This is a genomic window from Labilithrix sp. (assembly GCA_019637155.1).
Lineage (GTDB): Bacteria > Myxococcota_A > Polyangia > Polyangiales > Polyangiaceae > Labilithrix.
Genome location: JAHBWE010000021.1, coordinates 107139 through 127689 on the forward strand (window position 1 = coordinate 107139; position 20551 = coordinate 127689).

The window sequence follows — 20551 nt, forward strand, 5'->3', positions numbered from 1 at the left end:
AGATTACGCGCGCGCGACGATGTTCGTCTTCACCCAGTCGATGATCGACTCGAGGGTGGTGCCGGGCGTGAACACGCCCTTCACCCCTGCGGAGCGGAGCCGCTCGAGGTCACCCTCGGGGATGATGCCGCCGCCGAAGACGACGACGTCTTCCGCGCCCTTCGCCTTCAGCGCCTCGATGACGGCGGGGAACAGCGTGTTGTGCGCGCCGCTCATGATCGAGAGGCCGACGCCGTCGACGTCCTCCTGCACCGCCGCGTTCGCGATCATCTCCGGCGTCTGGTGGAGGCCGGTGTAGATCACCTCGAAGCCGGCGTCGCGCAGCGCGCGGGCGACGACCTTCGCGCCGCGATCGTGGCCGTCGAGCCCAGGCTTCGCGACGAGGATGCGGACCTTGCGCGTCTCGGTGGACATTACCGGCGTCTTATCGTCCGCCGCGCCCGTGCTGTCAAATCGGGGTTGCTCCGCGCGAGGCTCGTCCCGCAGCGCGGCGCCGGCTCACCTCCGCGCTCGCGCCAGCACGGATCGGAGAAGAGCGCGACCGGCCCCTCGTCGTCCTGCGCGAGCTGCTCGAGGATCGCGGCGTCGGCGGCGGGGTCGACGAGCCGCGTTGCGATCGTCGGCACGCTCTTCCTGTCGTCGGCGTGCGAGTTCTCGGTCCAGGTGAGGTGGAAGCCCCAATCGAGCCGCGGCGCCGCGCCGGAGAGGTCGAACGTCAGGTCCGCGATGACGCCGAGCCGCGTCCACCCGTTCACGCAGACGAGGCGCCGGTTCTCGCGCAGCACGGGGAACATCGACGGCTTCCACGACTCGCCCTGGTTCGAGACGAGGTTCCCGACCGACGCGAAGATCGGCACGTCGCGTCCGTCGCGTGCATGATGCACGAGCACGGGCGAGGCGACGTGCGGGTGATGGAGCACGACCGCGTCCGCGCCGGCGTCGGCCGCCCGCCGCGCGAGCGCGAGGACGCTCGGGGTCTGCGGCTTGTACTCCGCGCCGCCGTGGACGATCGCGATCGTCGCGTCGCACGCCGCGCGCGCCTGCGTGAGCGCCGTCACGAAGCGCGCCCTCCCCGCCGCGCTCTCGGGCGCCACCGCGAGCCGCACGCTCCGCGCGCACCCGCCCTCCGCGTTCACGAGCGTCGTCCACGCGATCGCGCACACCTTCTTGCCGCCGCCCTCCGCGACGACGCGCGGCGCCCACGGATCGCCCTTCATGTCGCCGCCGAGCGTGACGAGCCCGGCCCCGGCGCTCGCGGCGAGCGTGGCCTCGACCCCTTCGTAGCTCAGGTCGCACGCGTGGTTGTTGGCGACGGAGACCGCGCGGATCCCGACCCCCGGCAGCGCCCCGAGCCACGAAGGCGGGGCGGCGTACGCGAGGCGAAACGCCTTCTTCTCGAGGTCCCCCGTCGCGGCCTCGTAGTTCGCGATCACGCCGTCCGCTTCCCCGAACAACGGCGCGAGCGGCGCGAGCGCGCCCCCGATCGCCTCGGCCGTCGCGAGGCTCGGCCGATGCGGGATCAAATCCCCGCCGACGAGCACCCGCAGCGGCGACGGCGCGGGCGGCGCGACCGGCTCGACCGGCGCGACGACCGCCGCGACGACCGGCGCGACCGCAACGACCGCCGCCGCCGGCGCGAGGTCGTTCTGCACCGGTTCCGCACGGCGGCACCCAGCGAGGGCGAGAAGAACCACCGTGCATCGCGCCAGCCGCGGCATGTGGGCGAATCTCCCACCCTGCCACGCCGACGGGCAATTTCTCGGTTACGGGCACTCCGGGGCTGAGCAGCGTGAGCCCGTCGCTCCGCGGAAAGTAGGACGCGCGCCGTCCTCGTCCGAGCCGCACGCGCCCCACGCCCACGAGCAACGCGAGCCCGAGCCAGCCGCGCATCACTTCTTCGTCGCCGGAGCCGCCGGGGCCGGCGCGGCGGGCTTCGCCGGCGCGGCGGGCTTCGCCGCCGGCGCGCCCTTCGCGGTCGTCGCGGCGCCGCCGTTCTTGCGGATGCCCACCACCACGCCGTTGCTCCGGTCGATCGCCCACGAGTTGCCGTCGAACGTGAACGCGCACGTCTCGTCGACGCCCTTTTTCAGCACGGTCGCGGTCGCCCACGCGCCCGCCTTCGCGAGCTCGATCCTCAGCGGCGCCGCCACGCGCGCGCCGCTCGCCTCCGGCGCGTAGGCCGCGAGCGCCGCGATCGCGTCGTTCACCAGCGCGGCGGTCTGCGGCTGGCTCGTGCCGAAGCGCGACACCATGAGGTCGAACGTCTTGTTCGCCTCCGTCATCAGCGCGTGGATCACGGAGCCGACGACGTATTCGGCGCTCGGCGCGTGCGGCTTGCCGACGACGCGCCCGGGGTCGCCCGACGCGAGGACCGCGTCCTTCTCGGACTGCGCCTTGAGCGCCGGGTCCCCCTTGAGCGCCTGCGTCGCGGCGACGACGGCGAGGTCGTGCACGACGGCGCTCACCGCGGGATCGAACGACGCGGGCGCGTCGCCCTCGAACGGCCACTTCTCGCTCGTCGTCACCGCCTGCACGACCTTGCCGCGGGCGCGGAGGGCCTGCGCGCGATCGGTCGGGCCGTAGTAGACGAGCGAGAGATCGACGCGCGCGCCGGCCAAGCGCTGGAGCGCCTCGCGGATCTTCAGCGCCTTCGCGTCGTCGAGCTTCCCCGCGTCGGCGAGGAGGACGCCCCAGTCGACGAGCATCTGCCGCCGCGCGCCCTTCAGCCCGAGGCCGTCGGCCGCCTCGACCCGGCGCGTGAGCCGGTCCGGCATCATGTCGACGACGGCGGCCTGCGCCTGCGCGCGCACGCGCCCGACCGGATCGGCGACCGTACCGTCGCCCTTCAGCCACTTCGCGTTCTTCTCGACGTGGTCCTTCAGCGCCTTGGAGCAGTCCTCGTACGTCGCCGGCGTGAGGCCCGCGTTGGCGTCGTGCGCCGTCGCGGTCGGCGTCCCCGCGTTCGCGACGTTCGTGTCGATCCACGCGTAGAGCGCGACGAGCTCCGCGATCGCGCGCGGCTCCTTCTCGAGCTTGTCGCCCTCGTGCTGGAAGATCGCGTCCGCGCGCGCGAGGACGGCCTTCACCGCCGACGTCGCGAGGACGGGCCGCGCCGACGCCGCGCCGCCGAAGAGGAGCTCCCTCAGGAAGCCGCCGCGCGCGTCGGTCCAGCTCACCGGCGCGATCGCCTCGGTGAGCACGCCCGCCGCCTCCTCCGGCGTGAGGTCCGTGCGCGCGACGAGCGACCGGACCTTCGCCGCGTTCTCGCTCTTGGCCGCGACGATGAAGTCCTTGATCTGCCCCTTCTCGCTCGAGGTCAGCGCCGCGCTGGCGGGCGACGAGAGGAGGAGGAAAGCGGCGGTGAGCAGCAGGCCGGCGGTCTTCATGGCCCGGGACCTTAGCCGGGATCGCGAGGAGTACGAGGTGGATCGTCGGCGCCCCAGTTGCGCAACCCCCTCCCACCTGCCAAACCGTCGTTTTGTGCGGGTTTGTTGTCGGCCCTCTCCCCTGACCTCCCGACAATTCCCCACCCACTGTAAACCCCTCGCCGGCCGCCGGTTTGCACAAGGACATCGGATGCTTGCTCGCCTCTGGGCCTCCGCTCTCATCGCGCTCCCTCTCGGCCTCGGCGCCGTGGCGTGCTCGGGCGCCGACGCCGCAGCCGACGGCCCGACGGACGGCACCAACGATCAGGTCATCGCCCCGGCCCCGGCGACCACGACGAACGAAGACGACGACGATCCCGCGCCCGCGCCCGCGGCCCCCGACGCCGCCGCCCCGGCCCCCGAGCTCGAGGTCCACGCGCTCGCGAACCTGGGCGACAGCATCTCGCAGGCCTTCGACGCGGACGACTCGAGCCCGATCGACGTCGGCCTCCTGAAGCGCGACCCGGGCCTGATGTTCCACGACAACCCGGCGCTCTCGTGGATCCAGGGCACGGACCCGCGCATCGGCTCCGTCCGCCAGCACTTCGCGGCGAAGGATCCGAACCTCGTGATGACGCCGTTCTCGCGCTCCGGCGCCGAGCTGGTCCGCGACTTCGAGAACCAGGCGAAGGCGATCGCGAAGGCGGGCGCGAAGCCCGACCTCGTCTACGTGCTCCTCGGCGGCAACGACGTCTGCAACCGCGAGAAGTCCACCACCGCCGACGCGACCGCGCCCCTCTACAGCGTCGACCGCTGGCGCGAGGCGGCGGTGAAGGGCCTCACCGCCCTCGTCGACGCGCTCCCCGAAGGCGCGACCGTCCGCGTCCTCAGCATGCCGCGCGTGGACCTCCTCTTCGACACGCTCCAGTCGACGCGCGTCCCGATCCGCTACGAGTCCCCGATCGGCCCCATCTCCGCGACGACGACGTGCAAGGACCTCTGGTCCCTCACCGCGCAGTACGCGAACGGCATCTGCAAGATCGTGACGACGGAGACGAGCGCCGCGAAGCGCAAGGCCATCGGCGACCGCGTCGACGCCTACAACGACGCGCTCGCGGAGGAGGTCCGCCGCTTCGCCGCCGACGCGACGCTGAACCCGAAGCGCATCCGCCTCCAGAGCGACTGGCACGGCTCCCTCGACGAGGGCAACGCCCCCAACAGCTCCGTCGGCACCTACAAGTTCGCGCCCGCGGAGGTGAGCAAGCTCGATTGCTTCCACCCCAGCATCAAAGGCCAGCAGAACCTCTCCGACCACGCCCTCGACAAAGCGCGCTGGGAGTAACGAAGCGAACGCCAATCTTTCTTCAAGAGGCGTTGCACTACCCTCGTTCCCACCTACGGCGTCCTTCCGTGCGGCGCTGCGAGCGTCTTCTCCACGCGCAGCGCCCTCGCGCAACCCCGCGCCCCTCCCCTCCATCCCCGCATGCACCCCACCCCCCGCGCCTCGTGCGCTACTTGTCCCGTGGCGGGAGCTCCAACACCACGTCGTAGACCGCGTCGCCGCGTTTGATCTTGCCGGTGAGCTTCGTCGCGCCCGCGGCGACGACCTTCATCGCGACCTCGACCAGCGCGGTCGTCGTCGGCGTCGGGGAGCCCGCGACCGAGACGATGACGTCGCCGTTCTGCAGCCCCGACTTGTAGCGGCTCACGCCGTGGATGCGCGCGCCGACCGGCTTGCCGTCCACGTCGACAGCATCACGCGCGCCGATCCGCTTGTCCGCGATCGCCGCGGCGACGACCGACGCCGGCACGACGATCGTGCCGCTCACGCCGCCCCCACCATGCACGCCCCCGCCCTGCGCGCCGCCCCCGCCGCCCCCTCGCGCGCCGCCGTCCCCCGCCGGCGCGCGCGCCCCGCCATCCGTGCCCGCCGCGGCGAACACCGCCCCGCCCATCCCGCCACCCTCGCTCCGCCGCGACGCTCCAAACGCGCCGCCGTGACGAGCCGATCGGCCCCGCGCGACGGCCGGCGGCTCGTCTTCCACGAACGGGTCGGGCTCCGTCGCGACCGGCGCGTCCGGAGCGATGCGCGAGATGTCGGCCGCGAACGAATCGCCGATCGGCGCGACGAGCATCCGCGCCGCCAGCGGCAACACGACGAACGGCGCAACGAAGAAGCGCCTCTTCACCACCAGACCTCGGATCGACGACACGCGGGCCTTCCACGAACGCGGCTCCGCGCGACGGGCCTCGACTTCGACCACGTCGCGTTGCGGAGCCATGTGGAATCCCGAGCCCGGCCGGTCGACCGGGATCAGCCCTCCGCGTCGCCGTCGTCGTCCTCGTCGTCGTCGTCGTCGTCGTCGATTTCGGGGAGCGACTCCTCGGACGGGAGCGCGAGGCCTTCCTTCTCGGCCTGCTGGCGGTCCTTCTCGCGCTGCGCCTTCATCTGCGCGACCCGCTGCATCACGGCCGGCTTCGGGGCGACGAGCACGCTCATCGCGCGCGCTTCCATCATCGCGCGCGTCTCGACGTTCGCGATGTCCTCGAGCTGCGGGATGATGATCTGGAGCTGCTCCTGCGCCTTCTCGGGGTGCGTGATCTCGCGGCCGCGGAAGCGGACCGTGAATTTCACCTTGTGGCCGGCCTCGAGGAACTTGCGCGCCGCCTTCGTCTTGAAGGCGATGTCGTGATCGTCCGTCTTCGGACGGAGCTTGATCTCCTTGATCTCGACGACCGTCTGCTTGCGCTTCGCCTCGCCGGCCTTCTTCTTCTCCTCGTACTTGTACTTTCCGAAGTCGAGGATCTTGCAGACCGGCGGCTCCGCCTTCGGGTTCACCTCGACGAGGTCGAGCCCTTGCTCCTGCGCACGCCGAAGCGCCTCATGGGTTGCGAGCACACCCAGCATCTCGCCGTTCGCGTCGATGACGCGGACTTCCGGCACACGGATGCGGTGGTTGACGCGAATCTGGAACTGGCGCTGCGGTTGGCGCGGATCGAAACGGGGGCGACCCATCGACATGAGTTGACCGTGACCTCCTGAATGAGTTGAAAAGCGGAAAGGGAAGAGCGCCCAGTCTCGTCGTCCCGGATGAGGCGGTCAAGCGCCGCGGGCGGGAAAAATGGCGTACGCTGAGGGGTGCAGTGCTCACTCTGGTGATGAACCCCGGGCTCCCGGAGGAGCAGATCTTCCCGGTCGCGCCGACCGCGAAGGGGGGAGCGCCTGTGACGATCGGGCGCACCAAGGACAACCAGATCTTCTGCCTCCACAAGAGCCTCTCGCGGAAACACGCCCGCATCGAGTTCGACGGGCGCCGCGTGACGGTGACCGATCTTCAGAGCAAGAACGGGGTGTTCCACAACGGCCGGCGCGTCGCGCGCTGCGAGGTCAGCGAGGGCGACACGTTCCGCTGCGGCGACATCACCTTCCTCGTCGAGGGCGCCACCTTCCGGAGCCCGGCCACCAAGCTCGTGCCGGTGGGACGCGACGACCGCGCCGTCGCGACCCTCCCCTCCCCCATGGCCAAGCTGCCGGACTTCGGGCACACGAAGGTGTCCTCCGGCAACGACGGCGACCGCAACAACTACAAGGACAAGCTGTTCCTCCTCATCCGCGCGAGCGAGCTCTGCGTCAGCGAGCTCTCGATCGATCGTGTCCTCGAGGAGCTCGTCACGCTCGCGGTGCAGGCGATCACGGTCGACCGCTGCGCCCTGCTCGCCCTCGACGACCAGACCCTCGACATGCACCCCCGCGTCGTGAAGTCCTTCACGCACAGCACGCGCTACCCGTACAGCCAGCGCGTCGTCGACTTCGTCGTCGACCACGGCAGCCCCGCGTCGTTCGCCGACGTCTCGCGCGACCGCCGCCTCCCCGGCGACGCCGCGCGCGACGCCGACGTCCGCGCCGCGATGTGCGTCCCGATCAACCCCGGCGGCGGCACGATCGGCGTCATCTACGTCGACTCCCTCTCGCACTCCGAGCTCTACAAGCCCGACGACCTCGCCCTCCTCCGCGCGATCGCAAACCACGCCGCCGTCGCGATCGAAGGCGCCGCCCTACGCGGCGGCGAAGCCCGCGGCCGAAGCCTCGTCCCCTCGATGCCGCGGCCCCCGCGGTGATGCTACGACTTGCAGGCCGCCTTCGACGCGCATTCGCGCCGCCCAACGTCGCCCGTCTTCATTGCCGAGCGACGTTCGCGGCGGCGACACCTCGCCTTGCGCCCATGCCCCTTCGCGGCGGATCGAGCCCTCTTGGCGGTCCTCTTGTGCGCCGCCTTCGGCAACGCATGCCGCGTCGTCGCGCTCTCCTTGCGGAGCGCCTCCGCGAGGAGCGGCGCCCAGTCGTCGAGCAACTCCAGCGACGCCTTGCCTTCCCGGTACTTCGTGAGCCACGCTTGGCGCATCCGGATGACCTGCTCGCCGTGCCCGATCTGCAGGCGCTCGAGGACCACGGTTGCCTTCGACCGAAATCGCACAGGGATGCGGTCGGTCATGACGACCTGAAGCGATGGCAACAGCATCTCGAACCACCCCGGCCGCACGTCGAACGGATCGAGGACAAGGTCGTCGAGCGTACCTTTCGAGGAGTTTACCCAACCGGCCGCGTAGCGATAGTTCGACCAGTCGTACGCAAGGTGACGGGCCCCGCCTTCGATCGAGAGATAGTGATCGACCGTCCCGACCGGCTCGTACATCGCCGAGTACCCGCAGCGGTGACCGAAAGCCTCCGCCAACTCCGCGCGGACGAGCCGCCAGTGCCCAGGCGGCCGCGTCCGGCTCGCGGCATTTTTCTCGAGCCAGGCATTCCCGGGCTTCGCCACCATGCTCGCGTGCTTCTTTGGCGCCGGAGAGCGCTTCACCGGGATCACGCGCGCGAGGTTCCCTTCTTCTTCGCGCCGCTGCGCTTGCGCTTCGCCTGTTTCGGGCCCGGGTGCAGCTCCGGATGCTCGATGATCCATCGAGGCCAGAACGGATCGTGGCCTGCAAGGACCCGACGCAGCTCGGCGTCGATCGACGCCGCAGAGCGCAGCTTCGGCGGTGCTTCGTCCGGCGCTCCGCGCATCAGCGCCTCCGCCGCTTCGATGGCGCGCTCGGCTTCGATCGAGCGTGCCTGCTTCAGGCCGAAGATGTGAGAGACCAACCAGTTCGTGACGTCGCCTTGCTTCGCCCAGGGGATCGTCTCTACGCGCGCGCGGTGCCCCTTCGGCGTGTGGTCGAGCACGAGATGGTGGAGACGATCGGTCGACTCGTCGAACGAGGTCTCGAGCGAGGCGAGCACCATCGGGGAGTGTGTGGCCACGACGAGCTGGACATCGACCTCCGCGGCGAGCGCGTTGACCACGTCGAGGACGGACGGCAAGAGAGCACGCTGCCAGCGCGGGTGGAGGTGCGCCTCGATCTCGTCGAGGAGGAGCACGATTCGATCGGTCGGCTCCTGTCGCGTGATGCGCGTCGCTTCCTTGTGCTCGCGCCATGCCCACACGAGCAAGTAGGCGAGCGCGAGCATTCGCTTGATCCCAGCAGACGCGAGCGGCACCGGCGTGAGGCCGTAGGAGAGCATCAGCGTCGGGGTGTCGCGCCGGTCCTCGAGTCGCATCCGCATCGGCTTTCCCGGCTGCAGGATCTCCCCCGAGTCGTGCGAGAGGCGCCGGAGCGCCGTGCACAGATCGTCGAACGCGGCGTCCTTCTGGCTCTGCCACGTCAGCCAGTCGCGCTCGAGCCCCTCGCAAACGGATTTCTCGATCGGCCCTATGCCCTTCCAGACCTGCTCTCGGTCGAAGAAGAACGCTGGGAGTCGATCGGGCGCGCTCACGCCGACGGTAGGCGCCTCGCGGTAGTAGTTCCGCGCGGGATCCCACACGGCGAAGCTGCCGTCGACTCGCATGTAGACGACCATCCCTGGCTTCGGGGGCCGATGGCCCTTCTGAGGCCAGGCCTGCTCCTTCCACGAGTACTTGCTCTCGAACATCGAGGACTTGCCAGCTCCTCGAATGCTGTAGGCGATGCTCGGAGTGCTCGTGGCATCGCCCGGCCGCGGCCACGCCTGGTGATCGACGTCAGGCCATGTTCGGGTGAGCGCCCACCACCCAAGGTCGAGCAAGAACGTCTTGCCGAGCCCGTTGTCGCCGGTGAGCACGTTGAGCCGCTGCGCGAAGTCGATCTCGAGCTCAGGAGCGGGCCCAACCTCTCGAAGGTGAAGGCGCTCAAGCATGGCGATCGTCCAGCATCATTCGTTCGGCATCGTACTCGATCTTCCGCTGGCGGCCGCGCACTGAACCAGCGGCAGACTCCCGGCGGATGGGTTTCGGGCGGCGTCCCCCTCACCGCTCCGAGGAGTCACTCCGTGGGAGGGCTGCTCTCCGCGGCGAGCTTCGCGAGGAAGTCGGCGCGGGGCATCGCGCCGAGGTCGCCGGCGTCGCGGGCGCGGACCGAGACGGTGCCGGCTTCGGCGTCCTTCGGGCCGACGACGAGCATGTATGGGTGGCGCATCGTGCGCGCGGTGCGGATCTTCGCGCCGAGCTTGTCGCCGCTGAAGTCTGCCTCCGCGCGGTGGCCCTGCGCCTTGAGCTCCTCGAGGACCGAGCGCCCGTAGGCCTCGCTCTTGTCGCTCACGGTGAGGACGATAACCTGCGACGGCGCGAGCCACGTCGGGAAGTTCCCGCCGATGTGCTCGAGGTACACGGACAGGAAACGCTCGAACGTGCCGAAGATGGCGCGGTGGAGCATCACCGGGCGGTGCGCCTTGCCGTCCTCGCCCGTGTACTCGAGCTCGAAGCGCTCGGGCAGGTTCGGGTCGTACTGCATCGTGCCGAGCTGCCAGCTCCGCTTCAATGCATCTTGCACGTGGAACTCGAGCTTCGGGCCGTAGAACGCGCCCTCGCCCGGCGAGAACGTGAACGGCAGGCCCGCGCGCTCGAGCCCCTCCGCGAGCGCCTTCTCGCTCATGTCCCAGTCCTCGTCCGCGCCGATGCGCTTGTCCGGGCGCGTCGCGAGACGGATGTCGATCTTGGTGAGCGAGAACGCCTTGTAGATCGCGTAGAACATCTTGAGGAAGCGCTCGATCTCGCTCGGCACCTGCTCCCGCGTGCAGAAGATGTGCGCGTCGTCCTGGCAGAACGTGCGCACACGCGACAGACCGTGCACGACGCCGCCGCGCTCGTAACGATGCAGCCGACCGAAGTCGGCCACGCGCCACGGGAGCTCGCGGTAGCTCCGCTTCCGCACCCCGTAGATGACGCAGTGCGAAGGGCAATTCATCGGTTTTAGCGCAAACGACGATTCCTGGAGCGCCTTCGCGACGCTCTCGGGGGTCGGGTCCTTCGCCGCGAGCGCCTCCTCGATCACGTCCTCCGTCCAGAGGCGGTACATGTTCTCGTTGTAGTTGCCGAGGTGGCCGCTCGTGCGAAACAGCTTCGGATCGAACGCCTGCGGCGTGATCACCTCCTCGTAGCCGTAGTGCACGTAGAGATCGCGCAGGTACTGGACGAGGCGGTTGTAGACGAACGCGCCGCGCGGGAGCAGGAACGGCATCGCGGGCGACACCGGATCGAAGAAGAAGAGATCGAGCTCCTTCCCGAGCTTGCGGTGGTCGCGCGCCTTCGCCTCCTCGATGAGCTTCAGGTGCTCTTCGAGGGCCTCCTTCGTCGGGAACGCCGTGCCGTAGATGCGCTGGAGCATCGGGTTGCGCTCGTCGCCGCGCCAGTACGCGCCCGCCACGCTCGTGAGCTTCACCGCGCGGAGCTTCCCCGTCGAAGGCACGTGCGGGCCCTCGCAGACGTCGACCCACTCCTCCTTCGTGCCGGCGGGGCCGTGCTTGTAGAGGCTGATCTCCTCGTCCTCCGGGATGGAGCGGATGATCTCGCACTTGAACGTCTCACCCATCCGCTCGAACAGCGCGAGCGCGTCGTTGCGGGAGACGACCTCGCGGCGGAACGGCGTGTCCTTCGCGACGACCTCCATCATCGTCTGCTCGATCTTCGCGAGGTCCTCCTCGGTGAAGGAGCCGCCGCCCGCCTTGTCGAAGTCGTAATAGAAGCCGTCCTCGATCGCGGGGCCGATCGTGACCTTCGTCCCCGGGAAGAGGCGCTGCACGGCGTCGGCCATGACGTGCGCGGTGGAGTGACGGATGACGTCGAGGCCTTCCTTGTCGTTCTCGCGAATGACGGAGAACGCCGTGTCCTCCGGGATCGGCGTGAAGAGATCGACGATCCCGTTCTTGCCGAGGCGCGTGTCGGACGTCTTGATCGCGATGACGTCGGGTGCGAGCTGTCCCTTCTGCTTGACCAGATCCCCCGCGGGGATGCGCTTTTCCATGGCGTGTCTCGAATATCATTAAAGGTGAACGCTTGGCGGCCGCGCAGGGCGGCGCCGCTTCGTGGCTCGCGAAGCGCCGGCCGCGGGAACGATCCCGGACCGGCGCTAACGCGTCAGGCCGACGCGGTAGAGCGCGCCCGGAGAGTCCGTCGCGACGTAGAGCGCGCCGTCGATCGGCGAGACCGCGACGCCCGACGGACGCGGCGAGTCCGCGTTCGCGTCCGTGCGCCACTGCCAGCGGCCGTCCTTCGGCTTGCCGCCCTCGGCGCCGCCGAACACGACCTCGTGCGGCCACGTCGTCTCGTCCTTCGTCGACGCCGGCATCGGCGACGAGCCGTCCGGATGGAACGGCTGCCACACGACCTTGTGGCCGGTGGACGCGTCGCGGTTCCACGAGCCGTGGAGCGCGATGAACGCGCCGCCGCGCCACCTCTCCGGCAGCGCGCCCGACGGCTGCTTGTCGAAGAACGTGATGTCGAGCGGCGCCGCGTGCGCCTGGACGAAGGTCGTCGGCTTCTGCGAATTCGCCGCGCACCACGCGTCGTCGCGATCGGGCTGGTTCACGAAGCCGGCCATGAGCTGCGTGCCCGCCGGCGCGTCGAGCGCGCCGCCGACGACCACGCGCTGCGCGGTGAAGCAGAACGGGTAGCCGTAATTCTTCCCGGCCGCGACCTCCGCGACCTGCTCGCCGGGGTTGTCCTGGTGGACGTCGGCGCCCTTGTACGATTGGTTGTCGAGGCCGTTGACGACGGCGTAGATCTTCCCCGTCGTCTCGTTGCGCGCGAAGCCGTTCGGGTTCCGGAGCCCGAGCGAGACGTTCTCGCCGTCCTTGTTCCAGTCGAACGGCGTGCCGGCGACGAGCTTCGAGAGATCGAACCGCTTGATGAGCGAGCGCTTGCCGTCGTACTCGCCCTTCACCTGATCGTCGTGCGACTGGTTCCCGGAGGAGCCCGAGTCGACGTAGAGGAAGCCGTCGTAGACCTTCGCCGTGCGCATCGCGTGGCCGCCGCCGGGCTGGTTGACGACGACGTCCTCCGCCGGTCCACCCTGCGGCGCCGCGGGATCCCAGGCGAAGCGCTTCACGCCGGTCGGCGAGCCGGCGTAGACGTAGTTGCCGGCGACGTCGATGAACGCGTTGTTCGTGTCGCCGCCCGCCTCGCCCCAGGTCGTGATCTCGCTCGCGGAAAAGCGGCCGTCCCCGTCGGCGTCGTGCATGAGGACGATGCGTCCGCTCGAGAGCGCGCCGAGGATGTCGCCGTTCGGCGCGAACGTGATCTGACGGAGGTGGCTCACCTTCTCGTTCGCGACGAGGCGCACGCAGAGACCGTCCGCGACGAACGCGTCGTCGCCGAGCGGCTCGCCGCGGCAAGGATCGCCCTCACCTTTCGGGAAGGTCGTCTGCGGTCCGCCGTCGGGCCCCGGCGGGACGTCCCCGGGACCGCCGTCGAGCGACGACGCCGCCGGCGTCGTGTCGTCTCCTCCGCACGCGGCGAACGAGGAGAAGAGCGCGCAGAGCGGCAGGGCCACGCGACGAAAAGCCATGGGCTTCAACGTAGCCCCGCCGCCGCGGAATGCCAGCGCCTACGGCGACGGTCCGGCGTCGAGGTCTTCTTCGTAGACGCCGAGCTCGCGCCGGACGTCGAGCTCGCACTTGTCGCCGCAGCCCTTGCGCGCGGAGCACGTGAAGAGATCGAACGCACGGCACCGCGCCACACGGTCGTCGGGGTTCGAGTTGGCGCCGAGCGGCGCGAACTCGTCGAGGCAGCGCTGGAAACACGGCGACGCCCGCGCCTCGAGCGGAGGTGGGGAATCGGTCTTGCACACCGTCTCGAGCGTGTCCTCGAGGAAGCCCGGCGGCGTGCGCGCGGCGCCCTGGATCGACGACGCGAAGGTGTTCGGGCACTTCGTCGTGATGCACTCGAGGAACAGCTTGCACTGGCGGTTGCCGTAGCACGATTGGATCTGCTCGCAGCAGGCGCCGCCGATGCAGCGGTCGCATTCGGGTGTGACGATCAACGTCACGGCGGGATCGAGATCGCAGGTCGGGACGCGGCAGTCGCCTCCGCACCCGCTGCGCATGCATTGATAGAGCTGGCGGCTCGCGGGCGATACGAGGGCGGCCTTGCATTCGGGCTCGGCGCTCTGGCTCCTCAGCATCACGCACGCCTGCGCGTCCTTCACCTCGTCGGCGCACGACGCGTCACCCTCGAGGCAGGCGCCGACCGGCTCGCAGCACTTCTCCTGCAGGCAGCGCGTGCACGGATCCGGATCCGGCCCCGCTTCGTTGCTCACGAGCACGTTCGTGCGATCGCCGCGACACTCGCCGTCGGGGAACGACGCGCACGACGCGTTGCCGAACACGGTGCTCATCGAAACGAGGACCGCGCAGGCGGCCCAGATCACGAAGAGGCGGCGCGCGAGCATCAGAACGTCCCGGCCAGCCCGGCGCCGTTCGGCGAGACGACCGGCGTCACGGCGACGACCTTCTCCTTCAGCGGGCGCGTCGCGAAGACGCTGCCGATGCCGCCGAAGACGACCGTCGTCACGATGCCCGCGATCATGGCGACGCGCGCGGCCTGGAAGCGGGTCCACGCCCCCTCGAACCGGTCGTCGACGATCGCGGTCTCGCGCCCCGGGAGGACGCTGCCGGTGGGCCCCGTCTTGGTCCGCGGCGGGCAGTAGTTCGGGCCGCACAGGTCGTCCGCCGACGAGTTCGCGTCGATCATGACGATGGCTCCGATCGTGGCGACGACGAGGCCGCCCGCGGCGATGCCGAAGCCGACGAACGTGAGCGGGTTCGTCGTGCGCACGTAGACGACCTGACCGCCGGGGCCCGTCAGCGGCGGCGGCTTCGGCGCGATCCACTGCGGCGTCAGCACGACGTCCTTCACCTCCGCCTCGGCGACCTCGACGTGGACCGTCTGCTCGGGCCCGTCGCCCGCCTTCGCGACGACGTCGTGCGGCCCGGGGTCGACCGCGCGCACCTCCTCGTTGCTCTTCATCGAGATCGTCTCGTCGTCGATGCGGACGACCGCGGTCGCGTCGGGCGGGAGCGTGAGCTTGATGCGGAGCGAAGGGATGCGCGGCTCGAGCTCGTTCGCGAGGCGCGCGGACTCTTCGCGCGCGGCGGCGGAGCGCGGCGACTCCTCGAGCGAGGGCGGCAGGCGCACGACCTTGCCGAAGAGCTCGCGCGCCTGCAGCACGTTGCCGAGGAGCATGTGCGTCTTCGCGAGCTCGAAGCCGGTGATCGGCGTCTGCACGAGGTCCCACGCGGTGGAGAGCCGCGCGAGCGCGCCCGCGTTGTCGCCCTTCTCGCGCAGCGCGAGGCCGTCGCGCAGCGCGGTCCGCGCGGTGGTGAGGTCGCCGGCGGTGGGCTCGCGCCGCGCCTCGGGCGCGGGCGCCGGCGCGGGTGGCGGTGGCGGATCCGCGGCGTGCGCGACGCCGGACGCGAGCACGACGGCGAGCGCGGCGGCGATGGCGGGTGCTCTCACTCGCTCAGAATAGAGGATCGTCGTTCGGCTTGGCAGACGGCTTCGGCGGGGGGGCCGGCGCGGGCGGCGGATCGGCGATCGGCGGCGGCTTCGGCCTCGGCCCGACCGCCGGCGCGACGGGCCGGATCGACGGGACCGCGGGGGCGGGGGCGCCGGCGTCGACCTCGACGGCGGCGGGCGGCGTGTCGGTGACGACGGGCGCGACGGCGGAAGGAGGAGGGGGTGGCGGCGGCGGCGAGGAGACCGTGACGTCGGGCTCGACGCTCGGCGTGAGGGGCGGGCCGGCGTCGGCTTGTTTGCGCGAGACGACGAAGCCGACCGCGCCGACCGCGACGACGAGCCCGCCGATCACGAAGAGGAGGAGCGGCGAGCGCGCCCTGCCGCCGCCGGCGCCGACCGACACGCCGGCCTCGCTCCGCGCGAGCGCGCCGTCGCGGCGACCGGAGGCGCCGGAGTCGTCGAGCGCGGTCTTCGCGAAGCCGAGCGCGCTGTTCACGCCGCTCGGGACGGAGCTCGGCTTGTCGCGCGCGCCCGAGTCCGACGACGCGGACATCGGCATCGAGACGACGCCCTCGAACGCGGCGCGCAGCCCGTCGGCGAGCTCCTTCGCGCTCCCGAACCGATCGGCCGGCGCCGGAGCGCACGCGCGCGCGAACCACGCGTCGACCGCGGCGGGGAGCGCGGGGTTGACGTCGGAGGGCTTCGGCGGCTGGCCCGTCGCGATCTTCACCGCGAGCGCGCCGAACGAAGGCCCGTCGTACGGCCGCTGGCCGGTGAGCGCCTCGAACGCGACGACGCCGAGCGCCCAGAGGTCGCTCCGCAGGTCGATCACCTTCTGCGCGGTGACCTGCTCCGGGCTCATGTAGAACGGCGTGCCGACGATCTGACCGGTCTTCGTCTCGTTGTCGAGCGTCGGCGAGTCCGGATCGACGACGGAGCTCTTCGCGATCCCGAAGTCGAGGAGCTTCACGAACACCTCCTCCTCGCCGTCGACGAGGAAGATGTTGTCCGGCTTGATGTCGCGGTGGAGCAGGCCCGCGGCGTGCACCTTCGCGAGCGCCTTCGCGACCTGGATGACGATCGCGACGACCTTCGCCGGATCGAGCGGGCCGCTGCGCTCGATCTCGTCGCCGAGGTCGTGCCCCTCGAGGTGCTCCATCACGATGAAGGGCACGCCGTCGTCGCTCATGCCGTGATCGAGCATCTGTACGACGTGGGGGCTCTTCACCTGCGCCGCAGCGGCAGCTTCGCGCGAGAAGCGGCTCCGTGCCCCTTCGCTCTGCCCGAGGTCGTCGAGCATGAACTTCACGACGACGCGCGTCTTCAGGCCTTGATGATCGGCGAGCCAGACCGCGCCCATGCCGCCGGACGAGAGCGGGCTCACGAGGGAGACCCCCTTCGTGATCTGCTGTCCGGCTGAGAGGCGCGCCTGCGCGGCCGTCGTCACGGCCCCCATGCTAACAGGTATGCTGGTCGGGCATGCACCCTGTCCGTCTCGTCACGTACAACGTGCGGTACTTCGGCCATGGGACACGTGGTCTCGCCAGCACCGGCGGCGCGATGGTGCGGATCGCGAACGCGCTCGCGGCGCTCGACCCGCTCGCGGACGTGATCTGTCTGCAAGAGGTCGAGACGACGTCGTTCCGCTCGAACGTCATCCATCGCGCGACGAACGGCGAGACGCAGCTCGAGCGTTTGATGCAGATGCTGCACGGCGCGCTCGTCGCCGCCGGCAAGCGCGACACCTACGAGGCGTATTACTTCCCGGCGCATCAATACCGCGTCACGCAGACGGCCTCGTATTACACGACCGGCCTCGCCGTCATCGCGAAGCGCGATTTCCAGATCGCGCATCACAACGCGGGGAGCCCGCACGACATCACGTTCCGGCGGAGCCGCCTCCACGCGGTGCGCCGCGTGAAGCAGACGCGCATCTGCGCCCACCTCCGCGTCGTGCACAAATCGGGCGTCGACCTCGACGTCTTCAACACCCACCTCTCGCTGCCGACGACGTTCTCGCGCGAGTTCTGGTTCGAGCCGCGCCGGATGGGCTGGGGTCCGAACCAGCTCGAGGAGGCGAAGACGCTCTGCGACTTCATCAAGAAGGAGAAGAAGAGCGAGCGCTGGGTCCTCGTCGGCGACTTCAACGCGCTCCCGGGCTCGCCGGTGTACCGCCACCTCCGCGAGTGCGGCTACCGCGACGCGTTCGGCGAGTACCACGAGTGGGACGACGAGACGCTCGTGAGGTGGCCGACGGCGGGCTTCATGAACCTCCGCATGCACCTCGACCACGTCTTCTGCGGCCCCGGCCTCCGCTGGCTCCACTTCGACGGCACCCACAAGTTCGGGCAAAAGAACGGCGTCTGGCGCGGCCTCTCCGATCACGTCCCCATCGTCGGGACGTTCACGTTGCAGCCGTGACCCTCACCCGTCTGGCGTAGTCGCCGGGCGTGCATCCAATTTGCGATTTGAACTCGCGAATGAAGTGCGCCTGATCGAAATACCCGAGGTCGGAGGCGAGCGCGGGCCAGTCGATCGCGACGCCGTGCGCGACGCGCTCGGCCGCCTCTTGCACGCGGAAGCGGCGAATGACCCATCCGGGCGACACGCCGACGTGGGAGCGGAACGTCCGCTCCAGCTTGCGGACGGAGACGCCGATCCGCGCGGCGAGGTCCGCGACGCGCGCGATCGACGCGTCCGCCGTCGCGAGCGAGACGGCGCGCTCGGCGAGGAGCGCGTCGTCGTCGACGGGGCCCGCGCGGAGGAGGAGGAAGCGCTCCACGAGCGCGATGCGTTCCTCGTCGCTCGTCGCGGCGGAGGCGGCGGCGACGAGGGCAGCGCCCTCCGCGCCGAAGGCGTCGGCGACGGAGAGGCCGCGATCGGTGAGCTCGCGCAGCGGCGACGGCCAGAACGCGCGGAACGCGCCGGACTTGAACTTCGTGCCGAGGCCCCAGCCGCGCCCGGTGAGGTCGGCGGCGAAGCGCGTCGTGCAGACGCCGTGGAGCCCGGGGCGGTGGGTGCCGAGCACGAGGTTGATCTGCGGATGAGGGAGCGTCTCCTGCGTATAGGGCGCGGCGAGGTCCCAGCGCACGATCCAGTAGCGGTCCACGTACGGCGCGAGCGCGGGAGAGGGCGCGCGCCGCGTCAGCGTGAAGTGCCGTCGCGCCGCGAACGGGTCGAGGAGTCCGCCGGTCGCGCGCATGTCGTGTTTCTACAATACGCAGCGGGAGGGGCCGATCGACAATCGCGTCATGAGCGAAGACAAGACGTACCGCGGCAGCTGCCACTGCGGCGCGGTGAGCTACGAGGTCACGATGCCGCCGCCGGCGGAGGCGGTCTCCTGCAACTGCTCCATCTGCTCGCGCGCGGGCTGGCTCCTCGCGTTCGCGCCCGCGTCCTCGTTCCAGCTGCTCTCCGGCGAGGACGCGCTCGGCGACTACCAGTTCGCGCGCAAGAGCACGCATCACCTCTTCTGCACGACGTGCGGCGTCCGCTCGTTCTCGCGCGGCAACGGACCGGACGGCAGCGTGATGGTAGGCATCAACCTCCGCTGCCTCGCCGACTTCGACTGGGCCGCGATCCCGGTGCAGACGTTCGACGGCGCGTCGCTCTGAGCCCCAAATGCGAGACGGCGGAGAGCGGGGTTTGCCGCTCTCCGCCGGGGTCTCACGCGCGTCGTCGAGGTCGGACGTCGCGCCGGGCGATCACTGCTCGAAGCAGTAGAGCGCGCGGTACTGATTGCAGGCGTTGGTGGCCTGCGCGTCGGTCCACGCCGCGTTCTTCGACGTGATGGTCCCGATCTGACCCTGCTGCGAGGAGCTGTTCGAGCTCCACGTGCTGCAGCTGTTGGTAGTGTCCGTGTCGAGGCTCGCCTTCGCGATGTTCGACCACGCGGAGCCGCTCGCGGACGTCGACTTCTCGGTGATCGAGAGCGCGTTCTGGATGCTGCCGTCGGAGAGGTCGGCCCACGAGTACGCGACGAACTTGCCGTCCATGCGCACGAAGTGGCCGTCCTTCGAGAAGCGGTGGAGCGGAGCGTCCGTGTGGCTCGTGGCGAGCCACGCGTAGAACAGCTTGCCGGAGAGGGCGGGCGTCGCGTCGGCGAGCGCCTGGCACTTCGCGTCGGCGCCTTCGAGGCCGCCGAGGTTGCCGCGGTAGGTGGTGGAGGTCACGAAGGCGACGCGGGCGCGGGACGCGCTGCAGATGTAGCCCGTGTACGAGATCTCGTTGCCGACCAGGAAGGTGTTGCCGTCGAGATCGGTCCCGACGACGAGCTTCTTGCCACCCGCCGGACAGTTCGCCCCCGCCGGCTCATCGGTCACGACGACGAGCGAGCTCGCTCCAACGTCCCCCTTCGCCCCATCGACGCCGTCCTTGCCGTCCTTGCCGTCGACGCCGTTGACGCCGTCGATGCCGTCCTTGCCGTCGGCGCCGTTGGCACCGTCGATGCCGTCCTTGCCGTCCTTGCCATCGACGCCGTTGGTGCCGTCCGCGCCGTTGGCACCGTCGATGCCGTCCTTGCCGTCGACGCCGTCCTTGCCATCCGCACCGTTGACGCCGTCCTTGCCGTCGACGCCGTTGGTGCCGTCCTTGCCATCCGCGCCGTTGGCGCCATCGATGCCGTCCTTGCCGTCGACGCCGTTGGCGCCGTCGATGCCATCCCTGCCGTCCGCGCCGTTGGCGCCGTCGATGCCATCCCTGCCGTTCGCGCCGTTGTAGCCGTTGGCGCCGTCCGCGCCGTTGGCGCCGTCCTGGCCGTTGGCGCCGTCCTTGCCATCCGCGCCGTCCTTGCCGTCGGCGCCCTGCGCCCCGGTTGCACCCGTCGCACCCGGCGCGCCCGCGTCCCCCTTGTCGCCTTTGTCGCCCTTCTCCCCCTGTGCGCCCTGTGCGCCCTGTGCGCCTTGCGGGCCCGGCGCTCCGGCGTCGCCGTGGTCGCCCTTGTCTCCCTTGTCGCCCTTGTCGCCCTTGGGGCCCGCGGCGAGGGTGACCTCTTGCCACTCGTTGTCGTTGCACGCCACGAACTTCTTCTCGTCCGCGATGTACGCGACGGAGAAGTTGTTCGCCGCACCGCATGCCGGCAGATCGCCGCGGGTGTCGACCGTCATCGCACCGACGGTCTTCGCGCCGGAGACCGCGGACTCTTCGCTGTCGGAGCTGCACGCGATCAAACCGGCAGCCACCATCGTCATGAGTCCCGCGTTCCAATGGATCTTCTTCATCTCTTGAGCTCTCTCTCCAGCACGCCGGCAGGGCGCCATCTCCCATCGAGACCGCTGCGCTACCGTTTCGACGAGGAGAAGGAACGTCCCCGGCGCCGGCCCGTTAAGCGAGAGCAGGGAAATTCGTCGATCGCGACGCCGGCCGCGCCGACGCCCCCAGGCC

At 70.3% G+C, this 20551-nt stretch carries 18 protein-coding genes; 4 read left to right on the plus strand and 14 right to left on the minus strand.

What is annotated here, in order from left to right; translation table 11 throughout:
* Positions 1-3: 3 nt before the first annotated feature.
* From KF837_36700 to KF837_36710, 3 genes are all read right to left on the minus strand, one after another.
* Positions 4-414 carry a cobalamin B12-binding domain-containing protein gene (locus KF837_36700; GenBank protein ID MBX3232922.1) on the minus strand — a complete coding sequence of 137 codons (411 nt, stop codon included), beginning with the start codon at positions 412-414 and terminating at the stop codon, positions 4-6.
* A complete protein-coding gene (locus KF837_36705; protein ID MBX3232923.1) occupies positions 414-1652 on the minus strand; it encodes a CapA family protein in 1239 nt (412 codons plus the stop codon). The genes KF837_36700 and KF837_36705 overlap by 1 nt, the downstream gene beginning before the upstream one ends.
* Before the next feature lie 237 nt (positions 1653-1889).
* Entirely contained in the window at positions 1890-3386 is a 1497-nt protein-coding gene (locus tag KF837_36710; protein MBX3232924.1) for a hypothetical protein, read from the minus strand.
* A 190-nt stretch (positions 3387-3576) separates the two neighbouring features.
* Here KF837_36710 and KF837_36715 point away from each other — a divergent pair, with 190 nt between their 5' ends.
* Positions 3577-4707: a hypothetical protein gene (locus KF837_36715; GenBank protein ID MBX3232925.1), complete on the plus strand. Its 1131-nt coding sequence runs from the start codon at positions 3577-3579 to the stop codon at positions 4705-4707.
* A 169-nt stretch (positions 4708-4876) separates the two neighbouring features.
* On the opposite strand, the gene KF837_36720 is transcribed toward KF837_36715, so the two are convergent.
* Complete coding sequence (locus tag KF837_36720; GenBank protein MBX3232926.1) at positions 4877-5554, minus strand: hypothetical protein; 678 nt, start codon at positions 5552-5554, stop codon at positions 4877-4879.
* A gap of 125 nt (positions 5555-5679) precedes the next feature.
* Complete coding sequence (gene infC, locus KF837_36725) at positions 5680-6381, minus strand: translation initiation factor IF-3 (protein MBX3232927.1); 702 nt, start codon at positions 6379-6381, stop codon at positions 5680-5682.
* Positions 6382-6524: 143 nt separating this feature from the next.
* On the opposite strand from infC, the gene KF837_36730 reads away from it, so the two are divergent.
* Positions 6525-7484 (plus strand): FHA domain-containing protein, encoded by a 960-nt coding sequence (locus KF837_36730; protein MBX3232928.1) that lies wholly within the window; start codon positions 6525-6527, stop codon positions 7482-7484.
* Positions 7485-7486: 2 nt separating this feature from the next.
* Here the strand turns inward: KF837_36730 and KF837_36735 are convergent, their stop codons facing one another.
* The 7 genes from KF837_36735 to KF837_36765 form a co-directional block, all read right to left on the minus strand.
* Positions 7487-8233, minus strand: a complete 747-nt coding sequence (locus KF837_36735; GenBank protein ID MBX3232929.1) for a hypothetical protein — start codon at positions 8231-8233, stop codon at positions 7487-7489.
* Complete coding sequence (locus KF837_36740) at positions 8230-9576, minus strand: AAA family ATPase (protein MBX3232930.1); 1347 nt, start codon at positions 9574-9576, stop codon at positions 8230-8232. Before KF837_36740 ends, KF837_36735 begins: the two co-directional genes overlap by 4 nt.
* Before the next feature lie 125 nt (positions 9577-9701).
* The gene (gene thrS / locus KF837_36745) at positions 9702-11678 is read right to left on the minus strand and encodes a threonine--tRNA ligase (GenBank protein MBX3232931.1); all 1977 of its coding nucleotides are present in this window, start codon (positions 11676-11678) and stop codon (positions 9702-9704) included.
* A gap of 105 nt (positions 11679-11783) precedes the next feature.
* On the minus strand, positions 11784-13220 hold the full coding sequence (locus tag KF837_36750; protein MBX3232932.1) for a PQQ-dependent sugar dehydrogenase: 1437 nt from the start codon (positions 13218-13220) through the stop codon (positions 11784-11786).
* 39 nt (positions 13221-13259) lie between these two features.
* On the minus strand, positions 13260-14102 hold the full coding sequence (locus tag KF837_36755; protein MBX3232933.1) for a hypothetical protein: 843 nt from the start codon (positions 14100-14102) through the stop codon (positions 13260-13262).
* Positions 14102-15169, minus strand: a complete 1068-nt coding sequence (locus KF837_36760) for a hypothetical protein (protein ID MBX3232934.1) — start codon at positions 15167-15169, stop codon at positions 14102-14104. The genes KF837_36755 and KF837_36760 overlap by 1 nt, the downstream gene beginning before the upstream one ends.
* 4 nt (positions 15170-15173) lie before the next feature.
* Positions 15174-16616: a serine/threonine protein kinase gene (locus KF837_36765; protein ID MBX3232935.1), complete on the minus strand. Its 1443-nt coding sequence runs from the start codon at positions 16614-16616 to the stop codon at positions 15174-15176.
* Between the two features lie 32 nt (positions 16617-16648).
* On the opposite strand from KF837_36765, the gene KF837_36770 reads away from it, so the two are divergent.
* Positions 16649-17590 (plus strand): endonuclease/exonuclease/phosphatase family protein, encoded by a 942-nt coding sequence (locus KF837_36770; protein MBX3232936.1) that lies wholly within the window; start codon positions 16649-16651, stop codon positions 17588-17590.
* Here KF837_36770 and KF837_36775 read toward each other — a convergent pair.
* Positions 17574-18371 (minus strand): AraC family transcriptional regulator, encoded by a 798-nt coding sequence (locus KF837_36775; GenBank protein ID MBX3232937.1) that lies wholly within the window; start codon positions 18369-18371, stop codon positions 17574-17576. The two genes, KF837_36770 and KF837_36775, sit on opposite strands and share 17 nt — an antisense overlap.
* A gap of 49 nt (positions 18372-18420) precedes the next feature.
* Between KF837_36775 and KF837_36780 the strand changes: the two genes are divergently transcribed.
* Positions 18421-18783, plus strand: coding sequence for a GFA family protein (locus KF837_36780; GenBank protein ID MBX3232938.1), 363 nt, complete (start codon positions 18421-18423; stop codon positions 18781-18783).
* A 90-nt stretch (positions 18784-18873) separates the two neighbouring features.
* Here KF837_36780 and KF837_36785 read toward each other — a convergent pair whose 3' ends face one another.
* Complete coding sequence (locus KF837_36785; GenBank protein MBX3232939.1) at positions 18874-20427, minus strand: hypothetical protein; 1554 nt, start codon at positions 20425-20427, stop codon at positions 18874-18876.
* Between the last annotated feature and the right edge of the window lie 124 nt (positions 20428-20551).

What these genes read in the sequence shown, in the direction of transcription:
- KF837_36700 (MBX3232922.1), bottom strand. Translation starts at nt 414, where the DNA reads ATGTCCACCGAGACGCGCAAGGTCCGCATCCTCGTCGCGAAGCCTGGG.
- KF837_36710 (MBX3232924.1), bottom strand. Translation starts at nt 3,386, where the DNA reads ATGAAGACCGCCGGCCTGCTGCTCACCGCCGCTTTCCTCCTCCTCTCG.
- KF837_36715 (MBX3232925.1), top strand. Translation starts at nt 3,577, where the DNA reads ATGCTTGCTCGCCTCTGGGCCTCCGCTCTCATCGCGCTCCCTCTCGGC.
- infC (MBX3232927.1), bottom strand. Translation starts at nt 6,381, where the DNA reads ATGGGTCGCCCCCGTTTCGATCCGCGCCAACCGCAGCGCCAGTTCCAG.
- KF837_36730 (MBX3232928.1), top strand. Translation starts at nt 6,525, where the DNA reads ATGAACCCCGGGCTCCCGGAGGAGCAGATCTTCCCGGTCGCGCCGACC.
- KF837_36740 (MBX3232930.1), bottom strand. Translation starts at nt 9,576, where the DNA reads ATGCTTGAGCGCCTTCACCTTCGAGAGGTTGGGCCCGCTCCTGAGCTC.
- thrS (MBX3232931.1), bottom strand. Translation starts at nt 11,678, where the DNA reads ATGGAAAAGCGCATCCCCGCGGGGGATCTGGTCAAGCAGAAGGGACAG.
- KF837_36750 (MBX3232932.1), bottom strand. Translation starts at nt 13,220, where the DNA reads ATGGCTTTTCGTCGCGTGGCCCTGCCGCTCTGCGCGCTCTTCTCCTCG.
- KF837_36755 (MBX3232933.1), bottom strand. Translation starts at nt 14,102, where the DNA reads ATGCTCGCGCGCCGCCTCTTCGTGATCTGGGCCGCCTGCGCGGTCCTC.
- KF837_36770 (MBX3232936.1), top strand. Translation starts at nt 16,649, where the DNA reads ATGCACCCTGTCCGTCTCGTCACGTACAACGTGCGGTACTTCGGCCAT.
- KF837_36775 (MBX3232937.1), bottom strand. Translation starts at nt 18,371, where the DNA reads ATGCGCGCGACCGGCGGACTCCTCGACCCGTTCGCGGCGCGACGGCAC.
- KF837_36780 (MBX3232938.1), top strand. Translation starts at nt 18,421, where the DNA reads ATGAGCGAAGACAAGACGTACCGCGGCAGCTGCCACTGCGGCGCGGTG.
- KF837_36785 (MBX3232939.1), bottom strand. Translation starts at nt 20,427, where the DNA reads ATGGCGCCCTGCCGGCGTGCTGGAGAGAGAGCTCAAGAGATGAAGAAG.